Source organism: Methylobacterium fujisawaense (genome assembly GCF_014138435.1).
In the GTDB taxonomy this organism is placed as follows: Bacteria; Pseudomonadota; Alphaproteobacteria; order Rhizobiales; family Beijerinckiaceae; genus Methylobacterium; species Methylobacterium fujisawaense.
This window is the reverse complement of sequence record NZ_JACJIM010000002.1, coordinates 188,226-205,608: the sequence shown is the minus strand read 5'-3', so window position 1 is coordinate 205,608 and position 17,383 is coordinate 188,226. Positions and strand designations below refer to the sequence as shown.

General features: G+C 69.9%; 21 protein-coding genes. 15 read left to right on the top strand and 6 right to left on the bottom strand.

The window, feature by feature from the left end; all coding sequences use genetic code 11:
- Nucleotides 1-87 precede the first annotated feature (87 nt).
- From GGQ91_RS05935 to GGQ91_RS05905, 7 genes are all read left to right on the top strand, one after another.
- Nucleotides 88-528 carry a hypothetical protein gene (locus GGQ91_RS05935; RefSeq protein ID WP_043355628.1) on the top strand — a complete coding sequence of 147 codons (441 nt, stop codon included), beginning with the start codon at nt 88-90 and terminating at the stop codon, nt 526-528.
- A 100-nt stretch (nt 529-628) separates the two neighbouring features.
- Nucleotides 629-2,632 carry an acetyl-CoA carboxylase biotin carboxylase subunit gene (locus GGQ91_RS05930; RefSeq protein WP_043380765.1) on the top strand — a complete coding sequence of 668 codons (2,004 nt, stop codon included), beginning with the start codon at nt 629-631 and terminating at the stop codon, nt 2,630-2,632.
- Between the two features lie 408 nt (nt 2,633-3,040).
- Nucleotides 3,041-3,472: a gamma-glutamylcyclotransferase family protein gene (locus GGQ91_RS05925; protein ID WP_043357002.1), complete on the top strand. Its 432-nt coding sequence runs from the start codon at nt 3,041-3,043 to the stop codon at nt 3,470-3,472.
- Between the two features lie 146 nt (nt 3,473-3,618).
- Entirely contained in the window at nt 3,619-4,467 is an 849-nt protein-coding gene (locus GGQ91_RS05920) for a formate/nitrite transporter family protein (protein ID WP_043357000.1), read from the top strand.
- 56 nt (nt 4,468-4,523) lie between these two features.
- Nucleotides 4,524-4,808, top strand: coding sequence for an acylphosphatase (locus tag GGQ91_RS05915; protein ID WP_182591580.1), 285 nt, complete (start codon nt 4,524-4,526; stop codon nt 4,806-4,808).
- A 79-nt stretch (nt 4,809-4,887) separates the two neighbouring features.
- The gene (locus GGQ91_RS05910) at nt 4,888-5,661 is read left to right on the top strand and encodes a DUF599 domain-containing protein (protein ID WP_179696754.1); all 774 of its coding nucleotides are present in this window, start codon (nt 4,888-4,890) and stop codon (nt 5,659-5,661) included.
- Nucleotides 5,658-5,954, top strand: a complete 297-nt coding sequence (locus GGQ91_RS05905; protein WP_043356993.1) for a DUF3253 domain-containing protein — start codon at nt 5,658-5,660, stop codon at nt 5,952-5,954. Before GGQ91_RS05910 ends, GGQ91_RS05905 begins: the two co-directional genes overlap by 4 nt.
- Here the strand turns inward: GGQ91_RS05905 and GGQ91_RS05900 are convergent.
- The 5 genes from GGQ91_RS05900 to epmA form a co-directional block, all read right to left on the bottom strand.
- Nucleotides 5,903-6,718: a YdcF family protein gene (locus tag GGQ91_RS05900; protein ID WP_043356991.1), complete on the bottom strand. Its 816-nt coding sequence runs from the start codon at nt 6,716-6,718 to the stop codon at nt 5,903-5,905. The genes GGQ91_RS05905 and GGQ91_RS05900 overlap by 52 nt on opposite strands.
- 5 nt (nt 6,719-6,723) lie before the next feature.
- Nucleotides 6,724-7,374, bottom strand: a complete 651-nt coding sequence (locus GGQ91_RS05895) for an RraA family protein (protein ID WP_043356989.1) — start codon at nt 7,372-7,374, stop codon at nt 6,724-6,726.
- Between the two features lie 90 nt (nt 7,375-7,464).
- A complete protein-coding gene (locus GGQ91_RS05890) occupies nt 7,465-8,076 on the bottom strand; it encodes a glutathione S-transferase family protein (protein ID WP_182591579.1) in 612 nt (203 codons plus the stop codon).
- A gap of 16 nt (nt 8,077-8,092) precedes the next feature.
- The gene (locus GGQ91_RS05885; RefSeq protein WP_043757902.1) at nt 8,093-9,136 is read right to left on the bottom strand and encodes a lysine-2,3-aminomutase-like protein; all 1,044 of its coding nucleotides are present in this window, start codon (nt 9,134-9,136) and stop codon (nt 8,093-8,095) included.
- Nucleotides 9,133-10,188 carry an EF-P lysine aminoacylase EpmA gene (gene epmA / locus GGQ91_RS05880; RefSeq protein ID WP_182591578.1) on the bottom strand — a complete coding sequence of 352 codons (1,056 nt, stop codon included), beginning with the start codon at nt 10,186-10,188 and terminating at the stop codon, nt 9,133-9,135. Before epmA ends, GGQ91_RS05885 begins: the two co-directional genes overlap by 4 nt.
- A gap of 198 nt (nt 10,189-10,386) precedes the next feature.
- Between epmA and efp the strand changes: the two genes are divergently transcribed.
- Complete coding sequence (gene efp / locus GGQ91_RS05875) at nt 10,387-11,010, top strand: elongation factor P (RefSeq protein WP_197739341.1); 624 nt, start codon at nt 10,387-10,389, stop codon at nt 11,008-11,010.
- A gap of 45 nt (nt 11,011-11,055) precedes the next feature.
- Here efp and GGQ91_RS05870 read toward each other — a convergent pair whose 3' ends face one another.
- A complete protein-coding gene (locus GGQ91_RS05870; RefSeq protein WP_182591577.1) occupies nt 11,056-12,063 on the bottom strand; it encodes a heparan-alpha-glucosaminide N-acetyltransferase in 1,008 nt (335 codons plus the stop codon).
- Nucleotides 12,064-12,416: 353 nt separating this feature from the next.
- Between GGQ91_RS05870 and GGQ91_RS05865 the strand changes: the two genes are divergently transcribed.
- The 7 genes from GGQ91_RS05865 to GGQ91_RS05835 all read left to right on the top strand — a co-directional run bounded on the left by GGQ91_RS05865 (nt 12,417) and on the right by GGQ91_RS05835 (nt 17,359).
- On the top strand, nt 12,417-13,022 hold the full coding sequence (locus GGQ91_RS05865) for a cold-shock protein (protein ID WP_043757891.1): 606 nt from the start codon (nt 12,417-12,419) through the stop codon (nt 13,020-13,022).
- Nucleotides 13,023-13,172: 150 nt separating this feature from the next.
- The gene (locus GGQ91_RS05860) at nt 13,173-13,667 is read left to right on the top strand and encodes a DUF192 domain-containing protein (protein WP_075380365.1); all 495 of its coding nucleotides are present in this window, start codon (nt 13,173-13,175) and stop codon (nt 13,665-13,667) included.
- Between the two features lie 118 nt (nt 13,668-13,785).
- Nucleotides 13,786-14,190: a hypothetical protein gene (locus tag GGQ91_RS05855; protein ID WP_043347060.1), complete on the top strand. Its 405-nt coding sequence runs from the start codon at nt 13,786-13,788 to the stop codon at nt 14,188-14,190.
- Between the two features lie 81 nt (nt 14,191-14,271).
- Entirely contained in the window at nt 14,272-15,144 is an 873-nt protein-coding gene (locus GGQ91_RS05850; protein WP_182591576.1) for a dienelactone hydrolase family protein, read from the top strand.
- 189 nt (nt 15,145-15,333) lie between these two features.
- The gene (locus GGQ91_RS05845; protein ID WP_043347066.1) at nt 15,334-15,789 is read left to right on the top strand and encodes a response regulator; all 456 of its coding nucleotides are present in this window, start codon (nt 15,334-15,336) and stop codon (nt 15,787-15,789) included.
- Nucleotides 15,790-15,866: 77 nt separating this feature from the next.
- Nucleotides 15,867-16,067, top strand: a complete 201-nt coding sequence (locus tag GGQ91_RS05840; RefSeq protein WP_043347064.1) for a hypothetical protein — start codon at nt 15,867-15,869, stop codon at nt 16,065-16,067.
- Nucleotides 16,068-16,183: 116 nt separating this feature from the next.
- A complete protein-coding gene (locus GGQ91_RS05835; RefSeq protein WP_182591575.1) occupies nt 16,184-17,359 on the top strand; it encodes an alpha/beta hydrolase in 1,176 nt (391 codons plus the stop codon).
- The last annotated feature ends 24 nt before the right edge of the window (nt 17,360-17,383 follow it).

The window sequence follows — 17,383 nt, the reverse complement described above, 5'->3', positions numbered from 1 at the left end:
TAACCTCTGGAAGGGAAGCGGTCCCGTAAGTTGAAGACACACAGGGACTAGCACCGGCCGCAGCAAAGGTCGGAGGAGCAGGCGATCATGACCACCATCTCCGTTCAACAGTTCTGCAACCATGCTGTTTCGACCGGCACGATCAGCGACGAGGACCTGCTGGTCCTGAAGCGCGAGGTTCTTCCGGAAGGCCTCATGAACCGCGAGGACGCCGACCTGCTGATCGCCCTCGAGCGGGCCGTGATCGGCTCCGACGCCTTCGCCGACTTCCTGGTGGCCTCGGTCGTCGACTTCGCCGTGTGGGGCTCGCGCCCGACGGGCTACATCGACCGCGACGTCGCCGCCTGGCTGGCCGCCTCGCTCAGCGGCCGCGACGGCCCGAGCGCGGTGGGCGCCCGGATCGCCATGGAAGTCGTCCGTGAGGCGCAGAGCAGCGCAGAATCGCTGGTGGCCTTCGCCCTCGAAGCCAACCGCCGCGCCCGGGACACGGTTTCGGCCCCGCGGATGACCTTTGCCCTGGCGGCGTGAGCCTCGGAGCAACGCACAGCTTCCGTCCGCGGCGCAACTGATCTATCGGGACAGTCAAGCCGGTGCGCAATCCGGCGATCTCGAAAGCAGTGCGCCAGCGATGTTCGAAAAGATCCTGATTGCCAACCGGGGCGAGATCGCCTGTCGCGTGATCAAGACCGCCCGGAGGATGGGCATCAAGACCGTAGCGGTCTACTCGGATGCCGATCGCGACGCCGTGCACGTCGCCATGGCGGACGAGGCGGTCCATATCGGCCCCGCTGCCGCATCCGAATCCTATCTCGTGATCGAGAAGATCGTCGAGGCCTGCAAGAAGACCGGCGCCCAGGCGGTCCATCCCGGCTACGGCTTCCTGTCCGAGCGCGAGGCCTTCCCGAAGGCGCTCGAAGCCGCCGGCATCGTGTTCATCGGCCCCAACCCGGGGGCCATCGCCGCCATGGGCGACAAGATCGAGTCGAAGAAGGCGGCGGCCGCCGCCGAGGTCTCGACCGTTCCGGGCTTCCTCGGCGTGATCGAATCACCCGAGCACGCCAAGACGATCGCCGACGAGATCGGCTACCCGGTGATGATCAAGGCCTCCGCGGGCGGCGGCGGCAAGGGCATGCGCATCGCCTATTCGGGCGACGAGGTGGCGGAGGGCTTCGCCCGCGCCAAGTCGGAGGCGGCCTCCTCCTTCGGCGACGACCGCGTCTTCATCGAGAAGTTCATCACCGACCCGCGCCACATCGAGATCCAGCTGATCGGCGACAAGCACGGCAACGTCGTCTATCTCGGCGAGCGCGAGTGCTCGATCCAGCGCCGTAACCAGAAGGTGATCGAGGAGGCGCCGTCGCCGCTCCTCGACAAGAAGACCCGCCGGAAGATGGGCGAGCAGGCGGTCGCGCTGGCCAAGGCGGTGAACTACGATTCGGCCGGAACGGTCGAGTTCGTCGCCGGGCAGGACAAGTCCTTCTACTTCCTAGAGATGAACACCCGTCTGCAGGTCGAGCATCCGGTCACCGAGATGATCACCGGCCTCGACCTCGTCGAGCTGATGATCCGGGTCGCGGCCGGCGAGAAGCTGCCGATCACCCAGGACGACGTGAAGCTGAACGGCTGGGCGGTCGAGAGCCGCGTCTATGCCGAGGACCCGACCCGCAACTTCCTCCCCTCGATCGGCCGGCTGACCACCTACCGTCCGCCGGAGGAGGGCCGGCAGGGCACGGCGATCGTGCGCAACGATACCGGCGTGGAGGAGGGCGGCGAGATCGCCATCCACTACGATCCGATGATCGCGAAGCTGGTCACCTGGGCGCCGACGCGCGCCGAGGCGATCGCCGCGCAGGGTGAGGCCCTCGACGCCTTCGCCATCGACGGCATCCGCCACAACATCCCGTTCCTCTCGGCGCTGATGGCCCATCCGCGCTGGCAGGAGGGGCGGCTGTCCACAGGCTTCATCGCCGAGGAATTTCCCGAAGGCTTCACGGCGCCGGAGCCGGCCGGGCCGGTGGCCATCCGCATGATGGCCGCCGCGGCGGCGATTGACCACAAGCTCAACCAGCGCAAGCGCGGCATCTCCGGGCAGATGCGCGCCCCGGGCCTCTTCGCCTTCGAGCGCGAGCGCGTGGTGATCCTGGCCGGCCAATCCTATCCCGTGACCGTCGAGCCGGAGGGCGAGGATATCCTCGTGACCCGGGACGACGGCACGGCGCTCACGGTGGCGAGCGCGTGGCGCCCGGGCGAGCCGGTCTGGATCGGCACGATCGGCTCCGAGCGCGTGGCGATCCAGGTGCGCAGCCTGCTCAACGGCGTGTTCCTGCAGCATGCGGGCGCGGCCGCCGAGGGCCGGGTCTATACCCGCCGCGAGGCGGAGCTCGCCGCCCTGATGCCGGTGAAGGAGCAGGCGGGCTCGGGCAAGCAGGTGCTCTGCCCGATGCCCGGACTCGTGAAGCAGATCCTGGTCACCGAGGGCCAGGAGGTAAAGAACGGTGAGCCGATCGCGGTCGTCGAGGCGATGAAGATGGAGAACATGCTCCGCGCCGAGCGCGACGCCACGGTGGCGAAGATCCACGCCAAGGAGGGCGACAGCCTCGCCGTCGACGCGGTGATCCTGGAATTCGCCTGATCGCGGCAGGCGCGTCGCATCCGCCGTCGCGACGGCGGTTCACGACGCGCAGACCAAGCTCCTGGCGACGGCGCTGAACAACAGCGCCGGTGCTTCGCGGTGATCGGCTGCGTCACGCCGATCACCGCCATGAGCTTCGGGATCGCCAATGCGCCCGTCCTGCGGCCGGCGACCGCTTTCTTCGCGGCGATCTGGCCTTGTGCGGCGATGGGCTTACATTGGATCGGGAGGCGCGTGCTGCGGCGCATCAGACCATGGGCTCGGGGGAGATCTTCGTGACATTCGTGATCCCCGCCTTCACGCTGGCACTCGCCTGTGCGGCCATGCGGGCGAACGAGTGGTCGGTCCAGCGCGACGAGCGCAAGCCCGGACGGTAATTCGGGCGCTCGGCCGACCAAGCGCGGCCACATGCCCCTCTATTTCGCCTACGGCGCCAACATGGATGCCGCCGCGATGGCGCTCCGCTGCCCGGTTTCGCGGCTGATCGGTGGCGGGCACCTGCCGAATTACCGCTTCATCATCATGCGTGAGGGCTACGCCTCCGTCGTGCCCGATCCCCGACGCACCGTCTGGGGCGTCCTGTGGGAGTTGGCTGTCGACGACATCCCGGCGCTCGACCGCTACGAGGGCGTCGCCGGGGGGCTCTACACGAAGGCGGCGCTCCCGGTCCGCACGGGGGAGGGCGTCAAGCGTGCTCTGATCTATCGCGGATGCTCGACCGCGCCTGGCCGCCCGCGGCCCGGATATCTGGACGCCGTCGTCGCGGCGGCGCGCGCGGCGCAGCTGCCGTCGGCCTATCTCCGGGAACTCAGCAGTTGGGCCCGCGGCCTTCCCGCCTGAGCGCCGCGCACTTGGTACGCGACATGCTTGCCCACGATCGAGCTGGAGGGCGAACGGCAGCACCACGCCTGGCCAGCCATCCATGATTGCGCAGCGCGCCCGTCGGCCAACGATGATTGGCGTGCGCCTGCGAGGGAGAGTTGTACATGTCGTATTTGGCGCCCGCCGATTTCGTGAAGAAGGCCGTCGATGCCGGTGAGGCAAAGGTCTTCATGGCGACCAAGGATACCTTCATCCGGGCCTACATGGCCGGCGCGATCCTGGCGCTCGCCGCCGCCTTTGCGGTGACCGTCAACCAGGCGACCGGTCAGCCTCTGGTCGCGGCGCTGCTGTTCCCGGTCGGCTTCTCGATGCTGTACCTGCTCGGCTACGACCTGTTCACCGGCGTCTGCGTGCTGACCCCGCTCGCCCTGATCGACAAGCGGCCGGGCGTCACCGTCGCCGGCGTCGCCCGCAACTGGGTGCTGGTCTTCTTCGGCAACTTCGCGGGCGCGCTCACCACCGCGGTGTTGATGTCGATCGTCTTCACCTTCGGCTTCGCCACCGAGCCGAACGCCGTGGGCAAGCTCATCGCCGGCATCGGCGAGGCGCGCACCCTCGGCTACGAGAAGTACGGCGCCGCCGGGATGCTGACCCTCTTCGTCCGCGCCATGCTGTGCAACTGGATGGTCTCCACCGGCGTCATCGGCGCCATGCTGTCGACCTCGGTGCCCGGCAAGGTCATCGCGATGTGGATGCCCATCACGGTGTTCTTCTTCATGACCTTCGAGCACTCGGTGGTGAACATGTTCCTGTTCCCGTCGGCGATCCTCATGGGCGGCCACCTGACGGTGATGGACTACCTGCTCTGGAACGAGATCCCGACGCTGATCGGAAACATCGTGGGCGGCATCGCCTTCACGGGCCTGATGCTCTACTCCACCCATGTCCGCACCGGTGCGACGCGGAGCCCGGCCCTGGGTGCCGGCGTCCGTCGCCCGATCGCGGCCGAGTAAGGCCATCCCGGCCCGCGTCGCCCGGCGCGGGCCCAGTCAGACGAAACGGCGCCTGCATGAGCGAGACCCGGACGATTTCAGTCATCGTCACGGGCCGCGTCCAGGGCGTCTCCTACCGGGCCTGGACGCAGGCGGAAGCCCGCGCCCGGGGCCTCTCGGGTTCCGTGCACAACCGCGACGACGGCACGGTCGAGGCGGTGTTCAGCGGCCCACCGGAGGCCGTGGCGGCGATGGAGGCCCTGTGCCGGTCGGGTCCCGCCGGTGCGCGCGTGACCAACGTGGCCGTGCGTGCCGGCGGCGACGTGCCGCCCGGCGGCGGATTCCGGATCCTGCGCGACTGACCTCGGCGGCGCGGGTTCAGTACGCGCCCGCGGGCTGATATGCGGGATCGCCCCCTCGCGAATCCGCCATCCGGAGACCATGAACGACCTCTCCGCCGGCAGCGCCGCCTTCTCGCACCTCGACCTCGGGGCGCTCCTCTACTTCATCGTCGCCTGGGTCGCCTACGGCCTCTCCGTGGGCCGGCTGCGCGGACGGATGGTCTCCCTCAGCCAGATCATGAACGGCCACCGGGCCAACTGGGCGCGCCAGGTCATCGGCCGCGACAACCGGGTGGTCGATACGCAGATCAACGCCTCCCTGCAGAACGGCACGGCCTTCTTCGCCTCGACGTCACTGATCGCCCTGGGCTCCGTCCTCACCCTGTCGCGGTCCGGGGACGATGTCCTGAACCTGTTCGCGACGCTTCCCTTCGGGACGGTGGCCAACCGCCTGACCTGGGAGTTGAAGGTCGCCGGCCTCGCACTGATCTTCGTCTACGCCTTCTTCAAGTTCGCCTGGGCCTACAGGCTGTTCAACTACACGGCCATCCTGCTCGGCGCCGTGCCGCCGAAGGGATCCGGCGCGAGCGACACCGAGATGCTGCGGGCCGTGCGGCGGCTCGCGGCCATGAACGTCAGCGCCGGGCGTCACTTCGCCCGCGGACAGCGGGCGTTCTTCTTCGCGCTCGCCTATCTGGGCTGGTTCATCAGCCCCTACATCCTGTTCGTCTCGACGACCGCCGTGGTGATCATCATGTGGCGCCGCCAATTCGCCTCGGAGATCCGCAAGGCGCTTCTGGAAGCCGGGGAGGGACCGCACGAGGGGCCGCTCGACGCTCCGCTCCTGTCGCCCGCCGAGGAGGCACGCACATGACCGACGCACGACCCGACGACGACGCCATCGAGACGACGATGCTGCGCCTCGTGACCGAGCGCGGCGCCGACAAGACCGTCTGCCCCTCGGAAGTCGCCCGCGCCCTCGGCGGTCCGCATCCGGATGGCTGGGGGCCACTGATGCAGCCCGTGCGACGGATCGCGGTGCGGCTCGCCCATGCCGGGCGCATCGCGATCCTGCGAAAGGGAAAGGCCGTCGATCCGGACGATTTCCGGGGCGTCTACCGGCTGTCGTTGCCGGGCTCGGGCGCGGGAAGCCAGTCGGGCGTGTAGCCGGACCAGCGGTAGACGGCGAGGCCGATCCACTCCTTGATCGCGAGGTCGAACTGGAGGAGCCCGTCCGAGGCGAAGCCGTGGACACGGGTCACGTCACCCCAGCCGCGGGTCCGGTAATCCACCGGGAAGGCGTCCACCGTGAAGCCCGCTTGGCGGAAGCAGCCGATCGCCCGCGGCATGTGCCAGGCCGAGGTGACGAGCAGCCAGCGCTCGCCGGGCTTCGGCTGCACCAGAGCGGCCGAGAAGGCGGCGTTCTCCTGCGTGTTGCGTGAGCGGTTCTCCAGGATGAGGCGCGTCCGCGGCACGCCGATCACATCCGCCTGCCGACTGACGATGTCGGCCTCCGCGATGCCGCCGGCGATGAAGCCGCTGCCGCCGGAGAAGACCAGCCGCGCCCCGGGAAAGCGGCGGGCGAGGTCGGCGAGGTAGATCGGTCGCTCGCCGGCATCGTTGACGACGATCTGATCCCGCGCTTCCGAGAGGCCGGCCTCGATCCCGCCCCCCAGCACGATGATCCCCGCCGGTGCCGGACCGTCGGCCGGATAGGGCGGGAACCGCTGCTCGAGGGGCAGCAGGACCATTTCCGACACCGGCGACAGGCCGCCTGCGGCGAGCAGCAGCGCGCCGAAGAGCGCGCATCCGAACCCGGTTCTGCGCCACCGCGTCATCGCCGTCAGGCCGAGGCCGACCAGGATGGCGAAGATGCAGAAATTGGAGGGCGTGATCAGGAAGAAGATCAGCTTCGAAGCAGGGAAAAACACGGATCTCAAGCCGGCTTCGTCTCGGATTCGAACCGGGCCAGGGCGGCGGCATCCGGCGGAAGCAGGCTCGCGAGCGTGGCGCCCCGCTCCACCTCGCGCTGGATCCAGAGATCGAGACGCTGCTGCTCCACGGCTTCGAGGGCGACGCGCTCTGCGATCGCGGCCGGCACGGCGACGATTCCGGTGGATTCGCACACGAGGATGTCGCCCGGATGGATCGCCGCCCCTCCGCAGGCCACCCGCTCCTGCGTGCCGACCAGGGCGAGGGTGCCCCCGGCGGCTGCCGGCCGGCTCCAGGCCGGGATGCCGATCTCGTCCGGCAGGGCCGCGTCGGTCACGAGGCCGACGGCGCCCCGCTGGGCGAGCCGCGCGGCCAATATCGCCCCGAACGGCAGGGCCAGGCCGGACGCGGCGGCATCGATCACCACGACCGCGCCGTCCGGCACGGCGTCGATGGCGGCGGCGAGGTCGCCGGCGGCATCGTCACGGGCTGGAATCATCCGCATCGTGTAGGCGGGGCCGACGACGGCGCCGCTGCCGCGCGCCGAGAGGCCGTGCGGGGTGAAGGCCTTCACGCCGGCCCGCGTCAAGGCGCGGGCGAGGCTCGCCGGGGTGACGGCGGAGAGCGCATCGCGCAGGGTCGGATCGATGGCCATCGGGGGCTCCGTGAAAGGCCGGCCCCGGTCCGGGCGGCGCGGTCGGGAAAGGTGGATCGCGCCGGCGCGCCGGCAAGTCCGAGGATGCCGTCAGGCGATGGGCTCGCCCAGGGCGCGGGCGGCGCCGGGCCGGGCGGCCACGCGCTCGTACCAGCGGTGCAGCGCCGGGCGCCCGATCCGCTCGGCCGGCAGGTTCAGCCAGCGATGCGCCGCGCAGCCGAGGGCGATGTCGGCGATGCTGAAGCCCTCGCCGACCATGTAGGTCCGCTCCGCGAGATGGCGGTCGAGGATCGCGGCCATGGCCTCGCTCTTCTCCAGCGAGGCGGCGATCAGGGCACGGTCGGGCGCGGCCGCCCGGTAGAGCTGCCAGAACGCGTCGCGCATGGCGGGCGTGAAGCTCGTGGCCTGCCAATCGACCCATTGCTCCACGTGGGCGCGCGCCCGCGGATCCGCCGGCAAGGCCAGGGCCGGACTGGTCGCCGCGAGATAGCGCAGGATCGCGTTGGATTCCCAGAGGACAAAGCCGTCCTCCTCCAGCGTCGGGACGAGACCGTTCGGGTTCAAGGTGCGGTAGCCGGGATCGTTGACGACCCCGTGGGCACCGCCGGCCGCGACCCGCTCGTAGGGCAGGCCGGCCTCGTCGAGCCCCCATACGGCCTTCTGCACGTTAACCGAGGTGAGGCGGCCCCAAAGCCTGCGCATGGTCGAAGAGTCTCCGTCACACCTTGGGCGGGTAGGCATGATCCTGCCCGTTCGGATCGGTCACGCGGACCCCGTCCCCCGTCTCGCGGAGGTAGCCGGGGCCGATCGGCACCTTGCCGTGCCCGCCGGGAATGTCGAGCACATAGGTCGGCTGGGCGAGGCCCGAGAGGCGGCCGCGCAGGGCGCGCATCAGCTCCTGCCCCTCGGGCACACCCGTGCGGAGATGGCCCGTTCCGGGGGCCAGATCGCCATGATGGAGGTAGTAGGGCTTGATCCGGTTCTCGACGAGAACTCGCATCAGCGCCTCGAGGGTCGCGGCCTCGTCGTTGACGCCGCGCAGGAGCACCGACTGGCTCACCAGGGGGATGCCCGCATCGACCAACCGGGCGCAGGCGGCGCTGGCAGCGGCGGTGAATTCCCGCGGATGGTTGGCGTGGATGGCGACGAAGACCGCCCGCCCGAAGCGCTTGAGCGCCTGGACGAGCGCATCGGAGACGAGATCGGGTTTCACCACGGGCACGCGGGTATGGACCCGCATCACCCGGACATGCGGGATGGCGGCGAGGCGCTCCGCGATGACGCCGAGGCGGCGCGGCGAGAGCGCGAACGGGTCGCCGCCGGTGAGCACCACCTCCCAGATCCGCGGATCCTGCGCGATGTAAGCGAGGGCGGTGTCGAGCTCGGCGTCGGTGAGCGTCCCGAGCCCGTCGGGTCCGACCATCTCCCGGCGGAAGCAGAAGCGACAATAGACCGGGCAGACATGGAGCGGCTTCAGCAGCACGCGGTCGGGATAGCGATGCACGATCCCGGTCACGGGGGCGTGGGCGGCGTCGCCGATCGGGTCGGCGCGCTCCTCCGGCGTCGCCACGGCCTCCTCGGCCCGGGGGACGAACTGGCGGCCGATCGGATCGTCGGGATCCTGCGGGTCGATCAGTTCGGCCATGTCGGGCGTCACCGAGACGGCGTAGCGTGCGAGGACGGCGCCGAGGGCCTCGGCCTCCGCCCCGGAGATCAGGCCGGCGGAGAGAAGGTCGTCCGCGCTGCGCAGGGCCCGGTTCATGGCCGCGTCTCCGCCACGGGTGTCCAGATCACGTCCTCGATCCGGGTTGCCCCGCAGGCCAGCATCGCCAAGCGGTCGAAGCCCAGGGCGATCCCGGACGCCTCCGGCATGACGGCGAGCGCCGCGAGGAAGTCGTCGTCGATCGGGTAGCGCTCGCCGTAGACGCGCTGCTTCTCGGCCATCTCCGCCTCGAACCGGCGGCGCTGCTCCTCCGGGTCGGTGAGCTCGCCGAAGGCGTTGGCGAGTTCGATGCCGCAGGCGTAGAGCTCGAAGCGCTCGGCCACGCGCGGATCGTGCGGCGCCGGACGGGCGAGGGCGGCCTCGCTGATGGGGTATTCGCACAGGATGGTCGGGCGGCCGAGGCCGAGATGCGGCTCGATCCGCGCGACGAGGACGCGGGAGAACAGGTCGGCCCAGGTGTCGTCCGGGACGACCCGGAGCCCGGCCCCGGCGACGGCGGCGGCCAAGGCATCCCGATCGGTCGCACCGCTCGGCGTGACGCTGGACAGGAGGTCGATCCCGGCGAAGCGGTCGAAGGCCTCCGCCAGGGTCAGGCGCTCCGGTTCCGCGAAGGGATCCGTCTCCCGGCCGCGGAAGACGAGACGACGGGCGCCCGCGGTCTCGGCCGCGCAGGCGAGCAGCGCGGCGCAATCCGCCATCAGCGCCGTGTAGGCGGCGCCGGCCCGATACCATTCGAGCATGGTGAACTCGGGATGGTGCAGCGGCCCGCGCTCGCGGTTGCGGAACACGCGGGCGACGCTGAACAGCCGCGTCTCGCCCGCGGCCAGAAGCTTCTTGCAGGCAAACTCCGGTGAGGTGTGAAGGTAGAGGGGCGTGCGGGCACCGCTGGCGCCGATCGCCTCCGTGGCGAAGGCCGACAGATGCGCTTCGTTGCCGGGCGAGACCTGGAGGCAGGCGGCCTCGGCCTCGATGAAGTCGCGGTCGGAGAACCATGCGCGGAACGCCGCGAGGATGCGGTTGCGCAGGAGCAGCGCCGGGCGCCGGTCGGCGTGGCGGCCGGCTGACCACCAGGGGGAGGCCGCGCCCGTCACGACCGGCCTCCGCGTCCGCTACGGAGCGAGTCCGGCCGGCTCCGACCGTACGGCGTCGCGTTCTCGAGCACTCTCAATCCTCGGCCCTGACTGGCTCCGGACCGCGGAGACGCGCCGCGGCCGAGGCTGTGTGCCATCGACGGTTCACGCCCGCCCGCTGGCAACCGCGGCGCAGATGCGATAGTGGCGGGGTCCGAGATGCAGCGCCCGCGCTTGGCGCGTGCCGGCCCCCATGTCAATGCAGGACGCAATTCCGTGAAGGTGATCGCCTCAACGCTCCGTAAGGGCAATGTCGTCGAGAAGGATGGCAAGCTCTACGTGATCCTGTTCGCCGAGAACATCCACCCCGGCAAGGGCACGCCGGTGACCCAGCTCGACATGCGGCGGATCACCGACGGCGTGAAGGTGTCCGAGCGCTACCGGACGACCGAGCAGGTCGAGCGCGCCTTCGTGGAGGATCGCGAGCACACCTTCCTGTACAGCGATGGAGAGGGGTTCCACTTCATGAACCCCGAGAATTACGAGCAGATCGCCGTGCCGGAGGACGTGGTGGGCGATGCCGCCCCGTATCTCCAGGAGGGCATGGCGGTGATGCTCTCGGTCCATAACGGCGTCCCGCTGACGATCGAGCTGCCGCAGCGCGTGACCCTGGAAGTCGCCGAGACCGAGCCGGTCCTCAAGGGTCAGACCGCCTCCTCGTCCTACAAGCCCGCGACCCTGTCGAACGGCGTGCGCACGACCGTGCCGCCCCATATCGCGGCCGGCACCCGCGTCGTCGTCATGACGGCCGACGGTTCCTACGTCGAGCGCGCCAAGGACTGATCCGGTCCTCGCCGGTCGCCGGGCCCGGGCGGTCCGGCGCCGGGCTCAAGGCGCGGCCCGCGCGGCCGCGTCCAGGGTGGCGTAGCAGGCCTGCGAGAGCCCCTGCGCGCGCAGGCGCTCCGTCCCGCTGAAGGGGCGTCCATCCTCCCGGAACAGATCCTCGCGGAGCAGCGCCTCCGACGTGCAGCGCGCGGCGATGCGGCAGAGCGCCGGCTCGCCGCCCGTGCGGGTGCAGATCGTCACGTAATCGGCGCGGAACGCTTGCAGCCCGGCACGTGGATTGGCGCCGATCACCGTGACGACACCGGTCAGCAGGGCCAGCAGGACGGGCTGGTGGATGAGGTAGATCGCGAGGCTGTGGCGGCCCGCGAAGGTGGCGGCGCGCCCCAGGCGCGTGCGTGGAGCCCAGGCCCCGAGGCGCGAACGGGCAAGCTTCGGCAGCGCCAGACGACCCAGGACGATCCCGGCCAGAACCAGCCCGAACCAGGGGAAGAGCGGCACGTAATCGTTCGTCCGTGGCACGACCGAGCCCAGGCCGAGAAAGGACAGGGCCGCGGCGTCGAAGATGGGCGCGTGCACGACATGCGGTGCGGCGAGGAAAGCGGCGGCCGCAACGGCCGTGACGGGCACCGGCAGGAACAGGAACGGCAGCCCGAGCAGGCTCGAGACGGCGATGCAGTGGAGCACGCCGAAGAACACGAAGGCGTCCGGGAACATGACCCAGGTGCCGAGGGTCACGAGCAGCGCCGCCCCGCCGATCCGCGCGAACCGCAGCAGGGTCGGCCGGACCCGGACGCCCCGGCCGTTCATCAGCACGAGCCCGACGCCGACCAGAAGCAGGAAGCTTCCGGCGATCGCCTCGGCGGCGTGCCGGCCCAACGGGGTCAGCGCGTAATTCTCCGCCGTCAGCCGCAGATGGCCGAGATCCCAGACCGTGTGGTAGCTCGCCATCGCCGCCAGGGCTGCGGCCCGGGCGGCGTCGATGACCGGCCATCGGCGCTGCGCAGCCGGTGATGCGGAGACGGGGCGGTCGAGGGTGACGTCAACGGACATGATGGTGCTCCCAAACCATGTCGGCGCCGCCCTTTCCACCGGAACCGGCTCGGGTCGCCTCGGCCCACCGTGACGCAGGCGCGAAGGCTCTCGGAAACGTGAAGGCGGTGGGCGCGCGAATGTGCGGCGACGGTCCGCAGCGGGGGATCGGAAAAACCCTTCGGCGGCCCCGGCGCTTAAACCCCGTTTTCCCCGGGAGCTGCGACCGATCGACTGTTGCGGCCCCGCCTCCGTGCGCCAAGATTGCAACTTCGCGGGGCTCATCAGACGGCCAAATGGGCTTCCCGGCCATCAGGACTTCGTTAATCTTGCCGGGAGAGCGCGCGGCGTGATTCGGTGTAGGTTGCTCGGCCATGTCTGACGAACGCGGATCCGGGCCGGAGAACCCCGAACGGTTGCCGGTCGCCCGAACCGGCGAACAGGGTCAGTACGAGGACGAGGCTCTCGATCTCGTCGAGGTGGCGGGGCGCATCAAGTGGTTCGACGTCTCGAAGGGCTTCGGCTTCATCGTGCCCGACGACGGCGCGCCGGACATCCTGCTGCACGTGACCTGTCTGCGTCGCGACGGGTATCAGGCCGCGAGCGAGGGCGCACGCATCGTCGTGGAAGCCGTCGAGCGCCCACGGGGCTGGCAGGCGTTCCGGGTGATCTCCCTCGATCAGGCCACGGCGGTGCATCCGTCCGAGATGCCCATGCCGCGCACCCACGTCACCGTGACGCCGACCAGCGGATTGGAAACGGCCGTCGTGAAGTGGTTCAACCGCCTGCGCGGGTTCGGCTTCCTCACGCGGGGCGACGGCACGCCTGACATCTTCGTGCACATGGAGACGTTGCGGCGCTACGGGATCGCCGAGCTGAAGCCCGGGGAGTCCGTTCTCGTCCGCTATGGCGACGGCTCGAAGGGCGTCATGGCGGCCGAGGTCCGGCTGATCGACGGGGCGATGCCCGCCTCGCATTAGTTTGCGCCCTCCCGGCGGCGCGCCGCCTGCGCCATAGGCTTGGCGCATCGGCGGAAATCCGGCGCCGGATTCCCCTGTCGCACATCCTGGTCTAACACCGGCGCCGGCACCGCGCGGGACCGCGCGCCATTCCTCGAGAGGCTTGAGCCTGTGAGATCCATATTCCGCGCCGCCTCGGCGGCCGCACTAGCCTGTCTCGCCGTGAGCGCGGTCGGCCCGGCCCCGGCTGCTCGGGCGCAGGCTGCGGCGCGCGCCGCTGCGGTCAAGTCGGAGCCGCTGACGATCATCACGAAATCCGGACCCAAGCGCTTCGACGTCGAGGTGATGCGCGATGACGCCGCCCGCGCCCGGGGCCTGATGTTCCGTCGGCACATGGCGGGGGACCACGGCATGCTGTTCGATTTCGAGCAGGACCAGCCCGTAACCATGTGGATGAAGAACACCTATCTGCCTCTCGACATGGTCTTCATCCGCGCCGACGGGACGATCAGCCGGATCGCGGCCGATACCGAGCCGCTCTCCACCGCGATCATCGCTTCGGGCGGCCCCGTCCTCGCGGTCCTGGAACTGAATGCGGGAACCGCGGCGAAGCTCGGGATCGCGCCGGGCGACCGGATCGAGCACGCCATGTTCAAGGCCCGCTGACGTCCATCCCGGCCCGCGAACGCACCGGGAACAAGTGCCTTGACCGCCGCCGAATTCCGCGCCAGTGTTCCGGCAATGTTCCGGTGCGCCGGAAGGCAGGTTCAGGGCGGAGGACCCGATGGGCAACGCAGCCGCGGCCGAACTGTTCGGCAATGACGACTGGTCGGTCCAGACGGACGGGATCGAGCACCGGGAGACCGGCTATTTCATCGCGCGCGGCGCCCTGGCCATGCGCCGGGCCGAGGGCTTGTGGGACTGGCCGCTGCAGATGGCCGAGAAGCGCTGGTGCCGGCCGAGCCTGTTCCGGGAAGCCTTCCTGGCGGCCCTCGACCGCTTCGGCATTGCGCGCGACGCCGAGCTGATCCGGTCCTTCGCACTGGGCTACGGCATCCGCGCGGTGGTCGCACCGGCCGCCGACACCTTCGTCAGCCTGGGTGAGATGCTGACGCCGCGCGAGACGCTTGAACCGATCCGGGTAACCGTGCGCCGGCCGGCGCGGGCCCTGGCTGCCGCAGGGGCGTGACGGACCAGCGGCGGGCGGATGATTTGACCCGGGCCGCCGCACGCGGATAGCCCTCATCCTTGAAGCAAGGGAGAGAGCATCATGGCGGATCACGACCGGGCTGGACTCGACGGGCTGATCACGCCGCCCTTGTCCCGGCGAGGCTTCGTGATGACGAGCCTGATGAGTGGCTTGACCCTCGCGACCACCCGCGTGGAAGCTCAGGTGATCCACACGGACCCGACCGGCATCGAGGCCGGCGAGGTCAAGATTCCGGCCGCAGACGGGCCGATGCCGGCCTATCGGGCGGTTCCGGAGGGCACCGGCCCCTTCCCGATCGTTCTGGTGATCGAGGAGATCTTCGGCGTCCACGATTATATCAAGGACATCTGCCGCCGGCTCGCGAAGGCCGGCTACTGCGCGGTGGCGCCCGAACTCTACGCCCGCCAGGGCGATCTCTCGACCATGTCGGATCCCAAGCAGATCATCCGGGACGTCATCGCGAAGACGCCGGACGCGCAGTGGATCGGCGACCTCGATGCGGCGGCCGCCTGGGCGGCTTCGGCGGCGAAGGGTGATCCGAACCGGCTCGGCGTCATGGGCTGGTGCCGGGGTGGACGTGACGTCTGGCTGTACGCGGCGCATCGTCGCGACCTGAAGGCGGCGGTCGCTTGGTACGGGCCTGTCGGCGGCGAACGCACCGACATTCAGCCGCGCACCGCCGGCGACGTGGCCGCCGAGATCCATGCTCCGCTGCTCGGCCTGTATGGGGGAGCCGATACCGGTATCCCGGTGAAGGCCGTGGAAGAGGCGCGCGATCGTGCTCTGGCGGCGGGCAAAAGCGTCGAGATCGTGGTTTATCCGGATGCGCCGCACGGCTTCCACGCGGATTACCGTCCGAGCTACCGGCGGGAGGCTGCCGAGGATGGCTGGACACGCGCTCTGGCTTTCCTGAAGTCACACGGTGTCGGCTGAAAAGACGTCATCGACGGTCGAGCGAACGCGTTCTGCGTTGGCTGTGTTGCCCAAGACACGGCCTCAATTTCTCAATTGTGCAAGGATCAAAGGAGGATCTGTGCCCGCGCGGGTGTGGCCCTTCGCGGCGTTCGGGCGTTGAACCGATCGAAGCGACCGCCGTTCAGCCCCTGTAGAGTGTCCTGGCCCATGAGCGAATCGGTACAGCCTGGCCAGAAGCCCGTGATCCTCGTCGTGGAAGACCAGCCCGACGAGCGCTTCCTCGCGGCCACGCTGCTGGAGGATACGGGCTTCACGGTCATCGAAGCCGAGACCGCCGATCGCGCCCTGGCCATTCTCAATGATCGCGCGGACGAGGTCAGCGTGGTGTTCTCGGACGTCCGGACTCCCGGGCCGATCGGCGGTTTCGAACTGGCGCGGATCATCGGCGTGACCTGGCCGCGCGTGCGGGTCCTCCTCACCTCCGGCGATGCCGGCGACCAGCCGAGCGACCTGCGCGTCTCGGCGACGTTCATCCCGAAGCCCTGGCGCGCCGAAGACATCCTCGCCTGGGTGGAACAGGCCGCCGGCCGGCCGTCCACCGAGCCCGGACCGTCCGTTATCGGACCGGGCGGCAAAATAATCCCCACCGGACTGGAAACCTGAGGCGGCCACACAGTTGTACGCCACTCCGGAGCAGCAGCCCCCGGACGTGCGCAGTACACTTGACCCGCGGCACCGCCATGAAGATCGTTGCAATCAACCACGCCGATTCCCTGCGCCGGCCCGGCGCCCGGGATACGGTCGAGTCCGTCCTTCTCGATACGGTCCGCGAGGGGCTGCTCAGCGTCTACGGCGCAGCGGAGCACGACATTCCGGCGGAGATGGCAGCGATCGTGCGGCGGCTCGACCGTCCGGATATGACGCGGTGCATGCTGTCCTGAGGCTCGACCGCCGAAGCTTGGCGGAAGACTGAGGCGATGAGTCGCCAAGGCGAGAGAATCTGCTATTCAGCGCATTCTGACCTGCCGACGCCAAGCGTCTCTCAGTCGAGTCCCTGATGCGTCTCACAGTTCTTCGCGGATCGCTGACTGCCGCCGCGATCATGACCCTGGCCGGCCTCGCATCCGTCCAGGCGGCGACGCCGCCCGCCCAGCCTGCCAATGGGGCGGGGGGTGCGGGTGACCGCAAGGCCACGATCACCAAGCGGCTGCTCGGGCGCGGCACGCCCTCCACCTATGCGTTCTACGCCGCGGGCGCTGCGCCGGAGGCGGGACGGCCCGTCGCCATCGTCCTGCACGGGTGGGGGGCGGTCAATCCGCAGAGCTATGGCGGCTGGATCGACCATCTCGCCCGCCAGGGCTGGCTCGTCCTGTTCCCCCGGTTTCAGGAGGTCAACCGGACGCGACCGGCCGATGCCCCGGCCATCGCGGAAGGCTTGGTCAAGGCCGCGCTTGCCGAACTTGCGACGGAGAGCGAGGCCAAGCCCGATCTCGGCCGCGTCGCGATGATCGGCCATCTCGCCGGCGCGCCGCTCGCCATGGATCTCGCAGCGGCCGCGAAGGCGCAGGGCCTGCCGGTTCCGAAGCTGATCTTTGCGGCGACGCCCGGCGGTATCGCCAGCGGGCCGAAATCCAGAGGTATCGCGCTGACCGACCTGGCGGCGATCGACCCATCCACGCTCCTCGTGGCCATGGTCGGCGACAAGGACACGCGGGCTGCCGACCTCGCGGCGAAGCGTCTCCTGCGCGAGGCCAGCGGCGTGCCGCTGGACCGCAAGTTGTTCGTGCGGGTCCTTTCGGACGATCATGGCTTCCCGGCCCTTACGGCGACGCTGGCCGCCCCTGCGGGCGTCGACAGCGCCTATGACGGGGGCAACATCAAGCCCGCGCCGGAGCCCAAGGATGCGCCGAAGGAGTCGACCAAGCCGCCGCCGTTCCGCTGGTCCGCCGACATGGCCTTGACCGGCGAGCAGCAGACGCTGGTCTCGCAGATCAATCTCGCCCGGGTCGATGCCCTGGACTATCTCGGTTTCTGGAAGACCTTCGACCTCGCCGCCGCCGCGGCCTTCGCCGGGTCGGATGCGACGGCGCTGAAGAACAATCCGCGCTTGGCCGACATGGAGCGCTGGAGCGACGGCTGGCCGGTGAAGCGGCTCGCCGTCGAGACGCCCCGGCCCACGCCGGCCGCGCAGGCGGGGACGCCGGCATCCGCGCCCGCAGGCCGCAAGCGCTGAGATCGGCGGTTCCGGCAGCTTGGC

Bases quoted from the DNA above. Each gene is read 5' to 3' on its own strand.
- GGQ91_RS05835 (WP_182591575.1), top strand. From the start codon at position 16,184: ATGCGTCTCACAGTTCTTCGCGGATCGCTGACTGCCGCCGCGATCATG.
- GGQ91_RS05850 (WP_182591576.1), top strand. From the start codon at position 14,272: ATGGCGGATCACGACCGGGCTGGACTCGACGGGCTGATCACGCCGCCC.
- GGQ91_RS05915 (WP_182591580.1), top strand. From the start codon at position 4,524: ATGAGCGAGACCCGGACGATTTCAGTCATCGTCACGGGCCGCGTCCAG.
- GGQ91_RS05840 (WP_043347064.1), top strand. From the start codon at position 15,867: ATGAAGATCGTTGCAATCAACCACGCCGATTCCCTGCGCCGGCCCGGC.
- GGQ91_RS05895 (WP_043356989.1), bottom strand. From the start codon at position 7,374: ATGGCCATCGATCCGACCCTGCGCGATGCGCTCTCCGCCGTCACCCCG.
- GGQ91_RS05935 (WP_043355628.1), top strand. From the start codon at position 88: ATGACCACCATCTCCGTTCAACAGTTCTGCAACCATGCTGTTTCGACC.
- GGQ91_RS05920 (WP_043357000.1), top strand. From the start codon at position 3,619: ATGTCGTATTTGGCGCCCGCCGATTTCGTGAAGAAGGCCGTCGATGCC.
- GGQ91_RS05870 (WP_182591577.1), bottom strand. From the start codon at position 12,063: ATGTCCGTTGACGTCACCCTCGACCGCCCCGTCTCCGCATCACCGGCT.
- GGQ91_RS05930 (WP_043380765.1), top strand. From the start codon at position 629: ATGTTCGAAAAGATCCTGATTGCCAACCGGGGCGAGATCGCCTGTCGC.
- GGQ91_RS05885 (WP_043757902.1), bottom strand. From the start codon at position 9,136: ATGAACCGGGCCCTGCGCAGCGCGGACGACCTTCTCTCCGCCGGCCTG.
- GGQ91_RS05905 (WP_043356993.1), top strand. From the start codon at position 5,658: ATGACCGACGCACGACCCGACGACGACGCCATCGAGACGACGATGCTG.
- GGQ91_RS05890 (WP_182591579.1), bottom strand. From the start codon at position 8,076: ATGCGCAGGCTTTGGGGCCGCCTCACCTCGGTTAACGTGCAGAAGGCC.
- efp (WP_197739341.1), top strand. From the start codon at position 10,387: ATGCAGCGCCCGCGCTTGGCGCGTGCCGGCCCCCATGTCAATGCAGGA.
- GGQ91_RS05855 (WP_043347060.1), top strand. From the start codon at position 13,786: ATGGGCAACGCAGCCGCGGCCGAACTGTTCGGCAATGACGACTGGTCG.
- GGQ91_RS05925 (WP_043357002.1), top strand. From the start codon at position 3,041: ATGCCCCTCTATTTCGCCTACGGCGCCAACATGGATGCCGCCGCGATG.
- GGQ91_RS05910 (WP_179696754.1), top strand. From the start codon at position 4,888: ATGAACGACCTCTCCGCCGGCAGCGCCGCCTTCTCGCACCTCGACCTC.
- GGQ91_RS05865 (WP_043757891.1), top strand. From the start codon at position 12,417: ATGTCTGACGAACGCGGATCCGGGCCGGAGAACCCCGAACGGTTGCCG.
- GGQ91_RS05845 (WP_043347066.1), top strand. From the start codon at position 15,334: ATGAGCGAATCGGTACAGCCTGGCCAGAAGCCCGTGATCCTCGTCGTG.